Annotated in this window: 15 protein-coding genes; 7 read left to right on the plus strand and 8 right to left on the minus strand. The window is 62.3% G+C overall.

All coding sequences use genetic code 11. From position 1 onward, the window contains the following. Positions 1 to 94 precede the first annotated feature (94 nt). Together ilvD and BUS12_RS35040 are read left to right on the plus strand one after the other, a co-directional pair. A complete protein-coding gene (ilvD, locus tag BUS12_RS35035) occupies positions 95 to 1,768 on the plus strand; it encodes a dihydroxy-acid dehydratase (protein WP_074302093.1) in 1,674 nt (557 codons plus the stop codon). A 122-nt stretch (positions 1,769 to 1,890) separates the two neighbouring features. Further along, a complete protein-coding gene (locus BUS12_RS35040; RefSeq protein WP_074302094.1) occupies positions 1,891 to 2,217 on the plus strand; it encodes a c-type cytochrome in 327 nt (108 codons plus the stop codon). A 30-nt stretch (positions 2,218 to 2,247) separates the two neighbouring features. Here BUS12_RS35040 and BUS12_RS35045 read toward each other — a convergent pair whose 3' ends face one another. From BUS12_RS35045 to BUS12_RS35055, 3 genes are all read right to left on the minus strand, one after another. Continuing rightward, positions 2,248 to 2,868 carry a DUF2486 family protein gene (locus BUS12_RS35045; protein ID WP_074302095.1) on the minus strand — a complete coding sequence of 207 codons (621 nt, stop codon included), beginning with the start codon at positions 2,866 to 2,868 and terminating at the stop codon, positions 2,248 to 2,250. A 102-nt stretch (positions 2,869 to 2,970) separates the two neighbouring features. Beyond that, complete coding sequence (locus tag BUS12_RS35050; protein WP_074302096.1) at positions 2,971 to 3,387, minus strand: DNA polymerase III subunit chi; 417 nt, start codon at positions 3,385 to 3,387, stop codon at positions 2,971 to 2,973. 49 nt (positions 3,388 to 3,436) lie between these two features. Beyond that, the gene (locus BUS12_RS35055) at positions 3,437 to 4,948 is read right to left on the minus strand and encodes a leucyl aminopeptidase (protein WP_074302097.1); all 1,512 of its coding nucleotides are present in this window, start codon (positions 4,946 to 4,948) and stop codon (positions 3,437 to 3,439) included. Positions 4,949 to 5,157: 209 nt separating this feature from the next. Here BUS12_RS35055 and lptF point away from each other — a divergent pair, with 209 nt between their 5' ends. The 5 genes from lptF (at position 5,158) to BUS12_RS35090 (ending at position 10,898) form a co-directional block, all read left to right on the plus strand. Continuing rightward, positions 5,158 to 6,258 (plus strand): LPS export ABC transporter permease LptF, encoded by a 1,101-nt coding sequence (gene lptF / locus BUS12_RS35060; RefSeq protein WP_074302098.1) that lies wholly within the window; start codon positions 5,158 to 5,160, stop codon positions 6,256 to 6,258. 3 nt (positions 6,259 to 6,261) lie between these two features. Then, positions 6,262 to 7,410: an LPS export ABC transporter permease LptG gene (gene lptG / locus BUS12_RS35065; protein WP_074302099.1), complete on the plus strand. Its 1,149-nt coding sequence runs from the start codon at positions 6,262 to 6,264 to the stop codon at positions 7,408 to 7,410. Between the two features lie 10 nt (positions 7,411 to 7,420). Next, positions 7,421 to 7,798 carry a sirohydrochlorin chelatase gene (locus BUS12_RS35070; RefSeq protein ID WP_074302100.1) on the plus strand — a complete coding sequence of 126 codons (378 nt, stop codon included), beginning with the start codon at positions 7,421 to 7,423 and terminating at the stop codon, positions 7,796 to 7,798. A gap of 196 nt (positions 7,799 to 7,994) precedes the next feature. After that, a protein-coding gene (locus tag BUS12_RS35080) for an IS3 family transposase (protein WP_253190019.1) occupies positions 7,995 to 9,130 on the plus strand; the annotation gives its coding sequence in 2 pieces (ribosomal slippage) (positions 7,995 to 8,253 and positions 8,253 to 9,130; 1,137 coding nt in all). 632 nt (positions 9,131 to 9,762) lie between these two features. Then, positions 9,763 to 10,898, plus strand: a protein-coding gene (locus BUS12_RS35090; RefSeq protein WP_253190019.1) for an IS3 family transposase whose coding sequence is annotated in 2 segments (ribosomal slippage) — positions 9,763 to 10,021 and positions 10,021 to 10,898 — 1,137 coding nt in all. Because the reading frame shifts where the segments join, the coding sequence is not laid out codon by codon here. 147 nt (positions 10,899 to 11,045) lie between these two features. Here BUS12_RS35090 and cobA read toward each other — a convergent pair. The 5 genes from cobA to BUS12_RS35115 all read right to left on the minus strand — a co-directional run bounded on the left by cobA (position 11,046) and on the right by BUS12_RS35115 (position 15,538). Beyond that, entirely contained in the window at positions 11,046 to 11,801 is a 756-nt protein-coding gene (gene cobA, locus BUS12_RS35095) for a uroporphyrinogen-III C-methyltransferase (RefSeq protein ID WP_074302752.1), read from the minus strand. A gap of 71 nt (positions 11,802 to 11,872) precedes the next feature. Further along, complete coding sequence (locus BUS12_RS35100) at positions 11,873 to 13,189, minus strand: sulfate adenylyltransferase subunit 1 (RefSeq protein WP_171991779.1); 1,317 nt, start codon at positions 13,187 to 13,189, stop codon at positions 11,873 to 11,875. 18 nt (positions 13,190 to 13,207) lie between these two features. Beyond that, positions 13,208 to 14,170, minus strand: coding sequence for a sulfate adenylyltransferase subunit CysD (gene cysD / locus BUS12_RS35105; RefSeq protein ID WP_074302754.1), 963 nt, complete (start codon positions 14,168 to 14,170; stop codon positions 13,208 to 13,210). Between the two features lie 85 nt (positions 14,171 to 14,255). Beyond that, entirely contained in the window at positions 14,256 to 14,996 is a 741-nt protein-coding gene (locus BUS12_RS35110; RefSeq protein ID WP_074302102.1) for a phosphoadenylyl-sulfate reductase, read from the minus strand. Beyond that, positions 14,993 to 15,538, minus strand: a complete 546-nt coding sequence (locus BUS12_RS35115; protein ID WP_074302103.1) for a DUF934 domain-containing protein — start codon at positions 15,536 to 15,538, stop codon at positions 14,993 to 14,995. Before BUS12_RS35115 ends, BUS12_RS35110 begins: the two co-directional genes overlap by 4 nt. Between the last annotated feature and the right edge of the window lie 2 nt (positions 15,539 to 15,540).

The following is a 15,540-nucleotide window of genomic DNA, read 5'->3' on the forward strand; positions in this document are numbered from 1 at the left end:
TAAACTGGACATGAACCGAGTTGAGCTTGCCTCGATGGTCCGGTCCCAACCTGTGGGACCGGAGCCGCGGATCAAAAACACACTGGAGCTCCCCATGCCGCACAATCGTCGCTCGAAGAACATCACGCAAGGCGTCGCACGCTCGCCGAACCGTTCGATGTTTTACGCCATCGGCTATCAAAAGGAAGACTTCGACAAGCCGATGATCGGCATCGCCAACGGCCATTCGACGATCACGCCTTGCAACGCCGGCCTGCAGCGCCTCGCCGACGCGGCGGTCGTCGCAGTCAAAGGCGCCGACGCCAACCCGCAGATCTTCGGCACGCCGACGATCTCCGACGGCATGTCGATGGGCACCGAAGGCATGAAGTACTCGCTCGTCTCGCGCGAGGTGATCGCCGACTGCATCGAGACCTGCGTGCAGGGTCAGTGGATGGACGGCGTGGTGGTGATCGGCGGCTGCGACAAGAACATGCCGGGCGGCATGATCGGCCTCGCGCGCATGAACGTGCCGGGCATCTACGTGTACGGCGGCACGATCCGGCCGGGCAACTGGAAGGGCGTCGACCTGACCATCGTGTCGTCGTTCGAAGCGGTGGGCGAGTTCACGGCGGGCCGGATGTCGCAGGAAGATTTTGACGGGATCGAACAGAACGCCTGCCCGTCGACGGGTTCGTGCGGCGGCATGTACACCGCCAACACCATGAGCTCGTCGTTCGAAGCGCTCGGCATGTCGCTGCTGTACTCGTCGACGATGGCCAATCCCGATCAGGAGAAAGTGGATTCGGCGGCCGAATCGGCACGCGTGCTGGTCGAAGCGGTCAGGCAAGACCTGAAGCCGCGCGACATCATCACGAAGCAGTCGATCGAAAACGCCGTGGCCGTGATCATGGCCACGGGCGGCTCGACCAACGCTGTGCTGCACTACCTCGCCATCGCGCATGCGGCGGAGGTGGAATGGAGCATCGAAGACTTCGAGCGCATGCGCAAGAAGGTGCCGGTGATCTGCAACCTGAAGCCGTCGGGCCAGTACGTGGCGACCGATCTGCACAAGGCCGGCGGCATTCCGCAAGTCATGAAGATCCTGCTCGACGCGGGCATGCTGCACGGCGATTGCATCACCATCACCGGCAAGACGCTTGCCGAAGAACTGAAGGACGTGCCGGCCAAACCGCGTGCGGATCAGCAGGTGATCTTCCCGATCGAGAAAGCACTGTACAAGGAAGGCCACCTCGCGATCCTCAAGGGCAATCTTGCGGTCGACGGCGCCGTCGCCAAGATCACCGGCCTGAAGAACCCGGTCATCACCGGACCGGCCCGCGTGTTCGACGACGAGCAAAGCGCGCTGGAAGCGATTCTCGCCGACAAGATCAAGGCCGGCGACGTGGTCGTGCTGCGCTACCTCGGCCCGAAAGGCGGCCCCGGCATGCCCGAAATGCTCGCGCCGACTTCGGCGATCATCGGCAAGGGGTTGGGCGAAAGCGTGGGCCTGATCACCGACGGCCGCTTCTCCGGCGGCACATGGGGCATGGTGGTGGGGCACGTCGCGCCGGAAGCGTTTGTGGGTGGCACGATTGCGTTCGTTCAGGAAGGCGATTCGATCACCATCGACGCCCACACGCTGCTCCTGCAACTGAATATCGACGACGCCGAACTCGCGCGCCGCCGTGCTGCATGGCAACAGCCAAAGCCGCGTTACACGCGCGGCGTGCTGGCGAAGTATTCGGCGTTGGCGCTGCCGGCCAACAAGGGGGCGGTGACGGGGTGAGCTTGAGCGGCCACGTCCGCACCGCCACAAAAAGCCGAAAGGGGCGCACGAAAAACCGTGCGCCCCTTTCCTTTTATAATGCCTGCACCACAAGTCGGGCACCTGCACCGACGGAGACCAGAATGAAATCAATGTCGTATGCAGCAATAGCGTTGGCGGGCACGCTCGCAATCAGCGCTTCGGCGCAGGCGGAATCGGCTCCCGGCCTCGCGCTCGCGCAGCAGCAGAACTGCATGAGCTGTCACTCGGTGAACCGTCCGTTCATGGGACCGGCGCTGCATGACGTCGCCGCGAAATACGCGTCGCGCGCCGACGCGGAAACTTACCTCGCCCATAAGATCATCGACGGCAGCACGGGGGTCTGGGGTCAGGTGCCGATGCCCGCGAACACCCAGCTCACGCCCGATCAGGCCGCCGTGCTGGCCGGCTGGATCCTGACGCTGAAATAAGCCGCGCGCCTCCTTCACCACCCCGCGCGTTCAATGCTCGGTCGAACGCCGCGCCATTTCTTCGTTGACCGCTTCACGCACCCAGCCGGTCATTTCCGTTTCGAGCGCCAGCGCGACTTCGCGTGTGATCTGGTTGACGAGCCACGTGGTGTGATCTTGCAGTGCATCACGGCAGCGCGCTTCGATCACTGCGCGCCCTTCGCCCGTCAGATAACTGGCAAAACGTCCGCGCAGACGATCGGCCAGCACGTCGGCATCGAGGTTGTGAACCGGCGCGACCGGAACGGGAGCGCGTCCAAAGTGGAAAGCTGAGCTGGGTTCGAACGCCTCGGCGGGCTCAACGGGCTCAACGGGTTCAGGCGGAGCCGCGAGTTCGAACGGTTGCGGCGCCGAGGCCAGTTCGAACGGCGCCGGCGGCTCGGGCAGCTCGAAAGCCTGCACCTGGGCCGGCGTGACCGAGTGCACGGTGACGCCATCGGCCGGCTCCGCAGCGACAGCGGCCGGCGCTTCTTCTGCACCCGCTGGCTCAGCCGCAGCCAGCGCCTCATCCGCGCCATGGCCCGGCCGCGCGTGCGCGGGCTTGCCTGGCACGAGGATCTCGTTCAGAACCGGTATTGAAGTATCGAAGGATGTATCGGACGAATCGGGCACGAATAGACTCCGTCGATGAATCGGGCGATGAGGCAACGCCGCCTCGCCAACCGGCGCGAACCGCGCCGGTTGGCGGCGTCCTCGCACGGCGGCACGGCGACGCTAGCCGCCCTGCTTGTAGTTGTTGAGAGCATAGCCGCGATCACGGTAGAAGCGATAGCGTTCGCGGCCCGCACTCAGTTCGTCTGGTGCGTTACCGACCACTTCCAGCAATCTCTCGAAACGCGCGAACTGCGCCGGCACCTCGGCGCCGAGATTCAACAGCACCTGGTAGTGCGGCACGTTGTCGAGATTCGCGGCCAGCACGATCGGCGTTTGCGCGGCGAGCGCGCTGTCCGCCATGCAGTGCGGCACGAACTCGAGCGGCGCGAAGGTCCACAACTGCTCATCGAAAACACGCAGGCGCGCCGGCTCGGCCAGCACAATGGTGGGCTGGCCGGCCTGGTACGCCTTGCGGACCAGGCGGCACGCGTACAACAGCGAATCGCCGACGTTCGAGTGAAAATCGATTCTCGTCATCGGCGGCTCCGCCTCGGCGCAACGATCCGCGCGTCGGTCCTGCGATGGATCATTGTGCAGCGCGATCGATCAAGAACTGCGACAGCAGCGGCACCGGACGGCCGGTTGCGCCCTTCGCTGCACCGCTCTTCCATGCCGTGCCGGCGATGTCGAGGTGGGCCCACGGATAGGCCTCGGTGAAGCGCGACAGGAAGCACGCCGCCGTGATGCTGCCACCCGGACGGCCGCCGATGTTGGCGAGGTCCGCGAAGTTCGACTTCAACTGGTCGTGGTATTCCTCGTCGAGCGGCATGCGCCATGCCGGATCGGACGCTTCGCGCGAAGCGTCGAGCAGTTCGCCCGCCAGCGCGTCGTCTTTCGAGTACAGGCCGCTGTTGTGGTGGCCCAGCGCAATCACAACCGCGCCGGTCAGGGTTGCCACATCGATCACCGCAGCCGGCTTGAAACGCTCGGCATAGGTCAGCGCGTCGCACAGGATCAGACGGCCTTCGGCGTCGGTGTTCAGCACTTCGATCGTCAGGCCCTTCATGCTGGTGACGATGTCGCCCGGCTTGGTGGCGTTGCCGGCCGGCATGTTTTCGCAGGTCGGGACGATGACCACCAGGTTGATCTTCAGGCCCATTTCCGCGACCGCACGCAGCGTGCCGAGCACCGAACCGGCGCCGAGCATGTCGTACTTCATCTCGTCCATGCCCTCGCCCGGCTTCAGCGAAATGCCGCCGGTGTCGAAGGTGATGCCCTTGCCGACCAGCACCACGGGAGCGGCCTTGGCGGCGGCGCCCTGGTACTGCAGCACGATGAACTGGGGCGGTTCGACCGAGCCGCGCGTGACGGACAGGAACGAACCCATGCGCAGCGCTTCGAGCTGCTTCTGGCCCAGCACTTCGACCTTCAGCTTCCAGTCTTTGGCGAGCTTCCTGGCCGTATTGGCGAGGTAAGTCGGGGTGCAGACGTTGCCCGGCAGATTGCCGAGGTCGCGCGTCAGGTCCATGCCGTTGGCGAGCGCCGCGCCTTGCTTGGCGGCGACCTTGGCGGTTTTCTCGTCGCCGGTGTCGACGCTGAACACGACGCGCTTGAGGGCGCGCGGGGTCGTGTCCGGCTTGCTCTTCATCTGGGTAAACTTGTACGACAGTTCGCGCAGCGCGAGGATGGCCGTGCGCACGCCCCAGTCGGCCGAGCGCTCGAGCACCGGCAACTGGGCGAGCGTGAACGTGACCTGAACGATCTTGGTGGCGAGAATGGCGCGCCAGGCGGCCCGCACGGCGTCGCCGTAGGCTTTCTGGTTGAAGGCGTCCTGCTTGCCGAGGCCAACCAGCAGCACGCGCGAAGCGCCGATACCGGACACTTCGTGCAGGAACAGGGTGGTACCGCTCTTGCCGTCCATGTCACCGGCTTTGATGATGCGGGTCAACAGACCTTTGGTGGCCGCATCGATCTCCAGTGCGGCACCCGACAGCGTTTGCGACTCGAAAATGCCGATCACGATGCAATCGGACTTTCCAGTCAGGAACCCGTTTGACGAGCCTTTGCTCCAATCACAGGCTTTTATGCTAAAGTCCATCGCGCTTGTCCTCGGATAAAATCTGGGCTTAGGATGAAAGCCGCAATTATCCGCTATTTTTCCCGCGGCGGCTGCACGGTAAGCTGGCGGGACCAACCCGGCGCCTAATAAAAGGCCGGGCCGCCCCAAGTATTTCGCCCTCTCGAGGGGCCTGGCGCGAAGCGGCAGGTTGGGCGGCACTCTCAAGGCACGCACTCTCTTCATCAACAATGATCTTTGAACGCTCCCTCCAGCGCGAACTCGCGTACACGGCTGGTGCCGTGTTCATGGTTCTCCTCACGCTCGTGCTGACGACGATGATGATCCGGATCGTCGGCTTCGCGGCCTCCGGGGAAATCGATCCACGCGACGTGCTGGTCCTGATCGGCCTGACGGTGATCGGCTATCTGGCCATCATGCTGGTCGCGACCCTGTTCGTGTCGATCCTGTTCGTTCTGACGCGCTGGTACAAAGACTCGGAAATGGTCGTCTGGCTAGCCTCGGGCGTGAGTCTCACGCGCTTCATCCGGCCGATCGGCGTGTTTGCGACGCCTATCATCATCCTCATCATGTTCTTCGTGTTCGTCGGCTGGCCGTGGTCGAACCAGCAGAGCAAGCTGATCCGCGCGCGCTTCCAGCAGCGCGACGAGGTCTCGCTGCTCGCGCCGGGCCAGTTCCGCGAATCGGCCGTGAGCCACCGGGTGTTCTTCATCGAGAAGATGTCGCCTGACCAGTCGCGCGTCGAGAACGTGTTCGTGACCAGCACGGAAAACGGCAAGGTCAACGTGGTGGTGTCGAAGACGGGCCATACCGAGACGCACAAGAACGGCGACCGCTTCGTCGTGCTTGAAAACGGCCGCCGTTACGACGGCGAGCCGGGCAAGCCGGATTTCCGCATCATGGAATTCGAACGGTACGGCGTGAAGATCCAGAGCCAGCCGGTGGTCAACGTCCCGACCACTACCGGCACGCCGACGCTGGAACTGCTGCGCAACCCGACCAAGGACAACCTCGCCGAATTCGCGTGGCGCGCGGGCTTGCCGCTGATTGCGATCAACCTGATGCTGCTGGCCATCCCCCTCGCCCACCAGAACCCGCGGCGCGGCCGCACCCTCAATCTGGTGATGGCGGTGCTGATTTATCTGACGTATTCGAATCTTCTGAACGTGGTGCAGTCGTGGGTCGAGCAAGGCAAGATGTCGTTCCCGGTGGGGCTGATTGGGCTGCACGTCATCGTGGCGGGGATTGTGGCGTTTATTTTCTGGCTGCGCGTGCGCAATCGGCCGCTGTTTTCGCGGGCGATGTTCCACCGTTCGTCGCAGGGAGCCTGACCGATGCGGATCTATGAAAAGTACTTCGCGAGTCAGGTCTACCTTACGTTTCTCTTCGTCCTGTTTGCGTTTTCGGGTCTGTTCTTCTTTTTCGACCTGATCAACGAACTGAACTCGGTGGGTCACGGCAACTACAAGTTCCAGTATGCGGTGCTGCGGGTGGCGCTGCAGACGCCGTCGCGCTTCTACGAAATCATTCCGGTGGCCGCGCTGATCAGCTCGATCTACGTGTTTGCGCAGATGGCGGCGAACTCGGAGTACACGATTTTCCGGGTATCGGGTCTCGCGACGAATCAGGCGCTGCGTTCGCTGCTGAAGATCGGCATTCCGTTGGTGTTCCTCACTTACGTGATCGGCGAAGTGGTCGGGCCTTATACGGATCAGTTGTCCGAACGGGTGCGGCTGGAAGCGCTAGGTTCGGCGGTGTCGACCAACTTCGAGTCGGGCGTGTGGGTGAAGGACACGTTGACGGCGCGTGCGGACGGCGAGCAGGTGACGCGTTTTGTGAACGTGGGCAAGCTGCAACCGGACGCGTCGATCACCAATGTGCGCATCTACGAATTCGATTCGAAGTTCCGCCTGTCGAACGTACGGATTGCGGAGAGCGGCAAGTATCAGCCGCCGGGCCACTGGTTGCTGAAGGACGTGACGGATACGCAATTGCTCGACGTGCCGCCGCTGGCGGGCACGCCGAAGGATGCGCTCAATCCGGTCTACCGGGCGAGCCAGACGACCGTGCCGGAGTACTCGTTGCGTTCGGAGCTGACGCCGCAGATTCTGTCGGTGCTGCTGGTGTCGCCGGACAATATGTCGATGTTCAACCTGTTCCGCTACATCCAGCATTTGCAGCAGAACCATCAGGACACGCAGCGGTATGAAATTGCGTTGTGGCGCAAGCTGCTGTATCCGTTTGCGGTGCTGGTGATGCTGGTGCTGTCGTTGCCGTTTGCGTATCTGCATACGCGCGCGGGCGTGGTGGGGGTGAAGGTGTTTGGCGGGATCATGTTGGGGATGAGCTTCCAGCTCTTTAATACCTTGTTCTCGCACATGGGGATGTTGAATACCTGGCCTGCGCCTTTGACTGCGGCTACGCCTGGGTTAGTGTATCTGGTGCTTGGGTTGGTTGGGTTGAAGTGGGTGGATCGGCATTAGGGGTTGTGCCATGGCGTTGCACGGGATCGTGCTGTTTGGACATGGGGCTCGGGACGCTCGGTGGAGTGAGCCTTTTTTTCGGCTTGCTGAGAAGGTGCGGGCGTCTCATGGCTCCGCCGGGCCTGTTTCGCTGGCGTTTCTCGAGTTGATGGAGCCGGATTTGCCTACGGCCGTTGCCGAGCAAGTTGATCAAGGGTGTGATGCTGTTACCGTTGTGCCTGTTTTTTTTGGGCAAGGTGGGCATGTCAGGCGGGATTTACCTGCGGTGCTTGATGTTTGTCGCTGTGCGCATCCTGGGGTGGATATTCATTGTGCTATCGCTGTTGGGGAGGATGAGTCTGTGATTGATGCTGTTGCTCTGTATTGCCTTCGGCAAGTGCAGGGTTAGCTTAGCTTAGCGATTCTTTGCCCTTCTCTTGCTGATTTTGCCTGCGGCGCCTTGGTTTTGGCGTTGCTCCTGCGGTGTTGGCCTCTCCTTGTTTTCTTATCGGTCTATTAGCTTCGCCCCTGTGCGGGGCAGCACTGTAGTGGTCCAATGACTCTGGACACCTCTAAAGGGGATAATTCTCCAACCGAGGTGAGAAATGAGCAGACGGAACATAACTGACGAATTCAAGGCAGAAGCGGTGCAGCTGGTGGTTGCGCAGGGCTACTCGTTCGCGAAGGCCAGCGAAGCGCTAGGTGTTGGCGATACGGCGTTGCGGCGGTGGGTGGCGCAGTGGCGCGCCGAGCAGGTCCAGCCGCCGCGCACGCAGGTGCAGGTCAAAGCTGACCAGCGGCGTATCCGGGAGCTTGAGGCGCGGGTGGTCGAGCTTGAACGTGAGCGCGACATACTAAAAAAGTCCACGGCCTTCTTCGTCAAGGAACTGGATCGCTCCTCGAAGTGATCCGTTCGCTGAAGAAGGCCTGGCCGGTGAGTCTGATGTGCAGGTTGCTGAAGGTGCCGCGAAGCAGCTACTACGCGTTCGCGGGACGGGTTTGCAAGCCGGCAGCTTCACCCGCGCTACTCAGAACTGTGCGCCAGATCCACAGCGAGAGCCGCAGCAGTTACGGCAGTCGCAGGATGGCGCGGGCGCTGCAGCAGCAAGGTCACGCGATCGGACGCTACCGGGCCCGTTCGCTGATGCGCGAGGCGCAACTGGCGGTGGCGCGACGGCGAACGCACCGCTATCGCAAGGCCGAAGGTGAAGCACTGGTGGCGCCCAACCTGCTGGAGCGCAAGTTCGAGCCGGGTGCGATCAACCGGGTATGGGCCGGTGACATTACGTATGTGAGAACGCGGCAGGGCTGGTCCTATCTGGCGATCGTGATGGATCTGCATTCGCGTCGCATCGTGGGCTGGGCGTTTGCCTTGCAGGCGGATACCGAGCTGGTGATCCAGGCGCTACAGCAGGCCCGCAGCAGCCGGCGCCCAGCCCCCGGACTGATGTTCCACTCCGACCAGGGCTGCCAGTACACCAGCGAACGCTTCGTGAGTGATCTGAAGGCAAACGGGATGGTGCAGAGCATGAGCCGAAAGGGAAACTGCTGGGACAACGCGGTGGTCGAGCGCTTCTTCAGAAGCCTGAAGAGTGAATGGATCGGAGAACAGGAGTACTGCAGTCACGAACAGGCCCAGCGCGATATCGCGGGTTACGTGGCTGACTTTTACAACTACCGGCGCATCCATTCGGCGGCCAATGATTCGCCACCGGCGCGTTATGAGGCTTCTATTTACTGAAAACCCCTTTGTGGGTGTCCAAAGGGGCTTGACCACTACACACTTACTTTCTTTGCCGCCGCAAAGAAAGTAAGCAAAGAAAGCGGGCTGCAACCGCTAGCCCGTAGTGAGCCATCCCGGTTTGCTCCGGGAAACGGCCCAACACGAGACCCTCTCTCGCATTTTCCACCGTCAGTGACACAGCGCTCATCCATCCCGCCTTCGCACTCCGTGCGCAGCGGATGGGTCCGCCCATGGTGGCACGCAAGTGTGAACTGGCAACGCTCACGTTGAAATGTTTGGATGCCTAAATAGCACACGGCACGGCACGGCACGGCACGGCACGGCACGGCACGGCACGGCACGGCACGGCACGTGCAGGATGAGTGTATCGAAGAAGTGTTATGCCCGACGGCGGGGCGCGCAGCGCGACGCTGGAGCGGACGAGTGCTGTGTCACTAACGTGGATGGTGCGAGAGCGGGTCTCGTCTTGGGCCGTTCCCCGCAGCAGACCGGGATGGCTCACTACCGGCTAGCGGTGGCAGCCCGCTTTCTTTGCTTACTTTCTTTGCGGCGGCAAAGAAAGTAAGTGTGTAGTGGTCCAATGACTCTGGACACCTCTAAAGGGGATAATTCTCCAACCGAGGTGAGAAATGAGCAGACGGAACATAACTGACGAATTCAAGGCAGAAGCGGTGCAGCTGGTGGTTGCGCAGGGCTACTCGTTCGCGAAGGCCAGCGAAGCGCTAGGTGTTGGCGATACGGCGTTGCGGCGGTGGGTGGCGCAGTGGCGCGCCGAGCAGGTCCAGCCGCCGCGCACGCAGGTGCAGGTCAAAGCTGACCAGCGGCGTATCCGGGAGCTTGAGGCGCGGGTGGTCGAGCTTGAACGTGAGCGCGACATACTAAAAAAGTCCACGGCCTTCTTCGTCAAGGAACTGGATCGCTCCTCGAAGTGATCCGTTCGCTGAAGAAGGCCTGGCCGGTGAGTCTGATGTGCAGGTTGCTGAAGGTGCCGCGAAGCAGCTACTACGCGTTCGCGGGACGGGTTTGCAAGCCGGCAGCTTCACCCGCGCTACTCAGAACTGTGCGCCAGATCCACAGCGAGAGCCGCAGCAGTTACGGCAGTCGCAGGATGGCGCGGGCGCTGCAGCAGCAAGGTCACGCGATCGGACGCTACCGGGCCCGTTCGCTGATGCGCGAGGCGCAACTGGCGGTGGCGCGACGGCGAACGCACCGCTATCGCAAGGCCGAAGGTGAAGCACTGGTGGCGCCCAACCTGCTGGAGCGCAAGTTCGAGCCGGGTGCGATCAACCGGGTATGGGCCGGTGACATTACGTATGTGAGAACGCGGCAGGGCTGGTCCTATCTGGCGATCGTGATGGATCTGCATTCGCGTCGCATCGTGGGCTGGGCGTTTGCCTTGCAGGCGGATACCGAGCTGGTGATCCAGGCGCTACAGCAGGCCCGCAGCAGCCGGCGCCCAGCCCCCGGACTGATGTTCCACTCCGACCAGGGCTGCCAGTACACCAGCGAACGCTTCGTGAGTGATCTGAAGGCAAACGGGATGGTGCAGAGCATGAGCCGAAAGGGAAACTGCTGGGACAACGCGGTGGTCGAGCGCTTCTTCAGAAGCCTGAAGAGTGAATGGATCGGAGAACAGGAGTACTGCAGTCACGAACAGGCCCAGCGCGATATCGCGGGTTACGTGGCTGACTTTTACAACTACCGGCGCATCCATTCGGCGGCCAATGATTCGCCACCGGCGCGTTATGAGGCTTCTATTTACTGAAAACCCCTTTGTGGGTGTCCAAAGGGGCTTGACCACTACAGTGCCGCCCCGCACAGGGGCATCGCTAATAGACCACTAAGAAAGCAAGGAAAGGCCAACAAGATAGGAACAACAACAAAAACCAAGCCACCGCAGGCAAAAACCCTATCAAGCCGCACTAAGCAACGCGTCCAAGGAAGCCCCCACCTGCTCCCCATTCCGCACAGCAAAAGCCTCCCCAATCATAAGAAGACTAGGCTGGGAAGCATCGAGCCACTGCTGAGCCTCGCCGCAGGCAAGCGCCGAAAGCGTGAGTGTGAGCATCCGCTCACGAGCCGTGCTGCAGGCTTCGACGATGGCCACAGGCGTATGCCCATCACGCCCAGCATCAATCAACTGCTGAGCAATCTCGGGCCCACTATCCCGTCCCATATAGAACACGAGCGAATCCGCATTCACCTGCTCACGAATCGCCTGAGTATCAGCCGCCCGGCTATGGGTCGCCAACGCAACGCTACGAGACACGCCGCGCAGCGTCAAAGACCGCTTCAAAGAAGCCGCACTAGCCAGCGCAGCCGTAATCCCAGGCACAACCTCATACTCAATCCCAGCCGCCTCTAGCGCCCGCATCTCTTCATCAGCACGCCCAAACAACATAGGATCGCCGCCCTTGAGGCGAACAACAACTGCATGCTCCCGCGCCGCATCCACAATCTGCTTGTTGATGAACTGCTGCGCGGTGGAAAGCTGTCCACACCGCTTGCCAACCGCAATCTTGCGCGCATGCGCCGCATACTCCAGCATCTCCGGCTCGACAAGCGCGTCGTGCAACACCACATCCGCCGCGCCAAGCAACCGAGCGCCCCGAACCGTGATGAGATCCGCAGCCCCTGGCCCTGCGCCGATCAGATACACCTTACCCATTTGCCTCAACCCCATTCGTCCGGTTCGTGCAAACCGCAGCCGCGTACACCCATCAAGCCGTGGCGGATCCGTCAGGCCGAAAACGCCCGGATCATCCCAGCCGCCACCGTATGGTGCGTCGCCTCGTCGATCAGCACGAATGCCCCCGTGCCCTGATGCGAGTCGTACACGTCGCACACCAGCGGCTTTTGCAGCGTCAACGCCACCCGACCAATGTCGTTCATCGTCAGATCGAGACGGTCCGTCGCATGCGACAGCGTATGCACATCCAGCACCTGCCTGATCGCGCCAATGCGCGCAAACACGGTATTCGTGGTCTGCTTCAGCAAATACTTGCGTTGCGTCGACAACGGCGTGTCGTCAAACCAGCACAGGTCGGCTTCGAGCTTCTTCGCCGGTTCCGGCGCCGCTGCACGCAGCACGAACGTATCGCCGCGCGACACGTCCACGTCTTCCGTCAGGCGAATCGTCACCGTCTGGCCCGCAAAAGCGCGGTCCACCTGCGCCGTGCCGCCCGGCACCGGAGCAATGATCTCCGCCACCGTCGCTTCGCGGTTCGCCGGCAGCACCACGATCGTGTCGCCCACCTTCACTTCGCCCGCTTCGATCCGGCCCATGTAGCCGCGGAAATCGTCCGCCTGGCTGCCGTCCTGGCGCGCCACCCACTGCACCGGGAAACGCAGCGCCTGGCCCGTCGGAATCTCCACCGGCAACGCTTCGAGCAGGTCCAGCAGCGGCTCGCCCGCGTACCACGGCATGCGTTCGCTCGCCGTCACGATGTTGTCGCCCTTCAGCGCCGACACCGGCACGAAGCGCACATCGCTCAGACCCAGTTGACGCGCAAGCTCGACATACGCATCGCGGATTTCGTTGAAGCGCGTTTCGCTGTAGTCGACCAGGTCCATCTTGTTGATCGCCACAATCGCATGCTGCAAACCGAGCAGCTTGACGATCGCGCTATGGCGCTTGGTCTGCGGCAGCAGTTGCGCCACGCCGTTTTCAAACGTGACGCGCGTGGCGTCGACCAGAATGATCGCGGCATGCGCCGTCGACGCGCCCGTCACCATGTTGCGCGTGTACTGCTCGTGACCCGGCGTGTCCGCAATGATGAACTTGCGCTTCGCCGTGGCGAAGTAACGGTAGGCAACGTCGATGGTGATGCCCTGCTCGCGTTCGGCTTCGAGGCCGTCCGTCAGCAGCGACAGATCGATTTCGTCGCCCACGGTGCGCTTGTTCTTGGCGCGCGACAGTGCCGACAGTTGATCGCTCAAAACAGCCTTGCTGTCGTACAGCAGACGTCCGATCAGCGTGCTCTTGCCGTCGTCGACGCTACCCGCCGTAATGAAGCGCAGCACGCCGAGGTCTTCCGGTTGATGAATGCTCATGATTTTACTACCCTCGTGTGCTTAGAAATAACCCTGCTTCTTGCGCTGTTCCATCGCGGCTTCGGACACCTGATCGTCCATCCGCGTCGCGCCGCGTTCCGTGATCTCGGTCACGGCCGTTTCGGCGATGATCTTCTCGAGATCGTCGGCGTCGCTTTCCACCGGGCAGGTGCAGCTAATGTCGCCCACCGTGCGGAAGCGCACCTGGGCAACTTCGCTCGTCTCGCCTTCACGCATCGGCGTGAGCGGCGTGACCGGCACCAGCAGGCCGTTGCGGCGCACGATTTCGCGTTGATGCGCGTAATAGATCGACGGCAGTTCGAGCTGCTCGCGGGCAATGTATTGCCACACGTCCAGTTCAGTCCAGTTCGAGATCGGGAACACGCGCAGGTGTTCGCCGTTGTGCAGACGCGCGTTATACAGGCTCCACAGTTCCGGGCGCTGCGCCTTCGGATCCCATTGGCCGAATTCGTCGCGGAACGAGAAGATCCGCTCTTTGGCACGGGCCTTTTCTTCGTCGCGGCGCGCGCCGCCAATCAACGCGGTGAATTCATGTTCGGCGATCGTTTCGAGCAGCGTCACCGCTTGCGCGGCGTTGCGCGAATCCGTCTCGCGGCGCAGGCGCACGGTGCCGCGCTTGATCGAATCTTCGACGTGGCCCACCACCAGCTCCGCGCCGATTTCCTCAGCACGGCGATCGCGGAAGTCGATCACTTCCTGATAGTTATGGCCGGTGTCGATGTGCACGAGCGGGAACGGCAGCACGGTCTTGCGGTTCGCGCCGAGGCCGAATGCCTTCAACGCCAGATGCAGCACAACGACCGAGTCCTTGCCGCCCGAGAACAACAACGCGGGCTTGCTGCATTCGGCGACCAGTTCGCGCAGGATGTGAATCGATTCAGCTTCGAGCCAGTCGAGGTGATCCATCCGGTTCGCCGTGTTGGTGAGCGGTGCGTTGACAGTGGAATCGAGCGTGGTGCTCATGTTCGGGTCCTTCGTGAGTTCGTGTCGCAGGCGGTTGCCCGCGTCACGCAAATATTCTATCGAGAATCGAAACCGGCTTCGGCGTTCAGGCGGAAGCGTTTTCGCTGACGACGGCAATTGGAATCGTGGTGATGTGCAGGCCGCATTCCTTCGTATCGCGCGATTCCCACCACCAGCGTCCTGCCCGGCTGTCCTCGCCGGGACGAATCGCCCGCGTACACGGTTCGCAGCCAATGCTCGGATAACCGCGCGCATGCAGCGGATTGACCGGCACGTCGAAAGCCGTCAGGTACGCCCACACATCGGCTTCGGTCCAGTCCGTCAGCGGATTGAACTTGGCGATATTGCGCGCCGCGTCGTGCTCTTCCTCGTGCAGTTCGGCACGCGTCACCGACTGTTCGCGACGCTGGCCCGTGACCCACGCGCTCACGTCGGACAGTGCACGGTTCAGCGGCTCGACCTTGCGGATTTCGCAGCAACGCTTGCGCAGGTCGACGCTTTCGTAAAACGCGTTCAGGCCATGCGACGCGACGTACTCGTCGACCGATGCCTGTTGCGGATGAAACTGTTCGATCGCGTAGCCATAGCGCTCTTTCACTCGGTCGAGCATGCCCAGCGTTTCCGCATGCAGGCGGCCGGTGTTCAGCGAGAAGATGCCGATCTTCACATCGCGCGCGAGAATCGCGTGAGTGAGCAGCATGTCTTCGGCCGCGAGGCTGCTGGCGAACTTCACGTTCTCGTGGCGCGCCGCGATCGAATCGAGCAACGCATTCAGGCGCTCGATCTTCGCAGCCAGCTCGGGCTTCACAGACGCAGCGGCAGTCATACCGAAGCCTTCTGCGCAGCAGCCGCTGCTTCGCGGCGGCGGAACAGCGGCGACGGGTTGTCCACTGCGCCCTGATACTGCACGGTGAATTCGTCGAACGCTTTCAGTGCATCGTGCAGGTCTTTGTCGGCACGCAAGGCGTACGCGTCGAAGCCGCAGCGGAACATGAACGTCAACTGGTCGCGCAGCACGTCGCCGATCGCGCGAACTTCGCCCTTGTAGCCATAACGCTCGCGCAGCAGGCGCGCAATGCTATAGCCGCGGCCGTCGCGGAACACCGGGAAGTCCACGGCGATCAGCGCAATCTTGTCGAAGTCATTCACGATGTCAGCCGGTTCGCTGTCCGGCGCGAGCCACACGGCGATTTCAGCGGCGCTGCGCGAGGCCGTCAAGGCCTCCCGCTCAGCCTGCCACAACGCGAGCGGCACGATCAGCTTGCCGGCCGGCAACGCGTCCACTGCGGGCAAGGCACCGTCTTCCGCGGCACGCACCACCGTCCAGTCGTCGTTGACGATCGTGCGGTTCTTGATGATAGAAGCCATCT

Source organism: Paraburkholderia phenazinium (assembly GCF_900142845.1).
Lineage (GTDB): Bacteria > Pseudomonadota > Gammaproteobacteria > Burkholderiales > Burkholderiaceae > Paraburkholderia > Paraburkholderia phenazinium_A.

Bases quoted from the DNA above. Each gene is read 5' to 3' on its own strand.
- ilvD (WP_074302093.1), top strand. From the start codon at position 95: ATGCCGCACAATCGTCGCTCGAAGAACATCACGCAAGGCGTCGCACGC.
- BUS12_RS35040 (WP_074302094.1), top strand. From the start codon at position 1,891: ATGAAATCAATGTCGTATGCAGCAATAGCGTTGGCGGGCACGCTCGCA.
- BUS12_RS35050 (WP_074302096.1), bottom strand. From the start codon at position 3,387: ATGACGAGAATCGATTTTCACTCGAACGTCGGCGATTCGCTGTTGTAC.
- BUS12_RS35055 (WP_074302097.1), bottom strand. From the start codon at position 4,948: ATGGACTTTAGCATAAAAGCCTGTGATTGGAGCAAAGGCTCGTCAAAC.
- lptF (WP_074302098.1), top strand. From the start codon at position 5,158: ATGATCTTTGAACGCTCCCTCCAGCGCGAACTCGCGTACACGGCTGGT.
- lptG (WP_074302099.1), top strand. From the start codon at position 6,262: ATGCGGATCTATGAAAAGTACTTCGCGAGTCAGGTCTACCTTACGTTT.
- BUS12_RS35070 (WP_074302100.1), top strand. From the start codon at position 7,421: ATGGCGTTGCACGGGATCGTGCTGTTTGGACATGGGGCTCGGGACGCT.
- cobA (WP_074302752.1), bottom strand. From the start codon at position 11,801: ATGGGTAAGGTGTATCTGATCGGCGCAGGGCCAGGGGCTGCGGATCTC.
- cysD (WP_074302754.1), bottom strand. From the start codon at position 14,170: ATGAGCACCACGCTCGATTCCACTGTCAACGCACCGCTCACCAACACG.
- BUS12_RS35110 (WP_074302102.1), bottom strand. From the start codon at position 14,996: ATGACTGCCGCTGCGTCTGTGAAGCCCGAGCTGGCTGCGAAGATCGAG.
- BUS12_RS35115 (WP_074302103.1), bottom strand. From the start codon at position 15,538: ATGGCTTCTATCATCAAGAACCGCACGATCGTCAACGACGACTGGACG.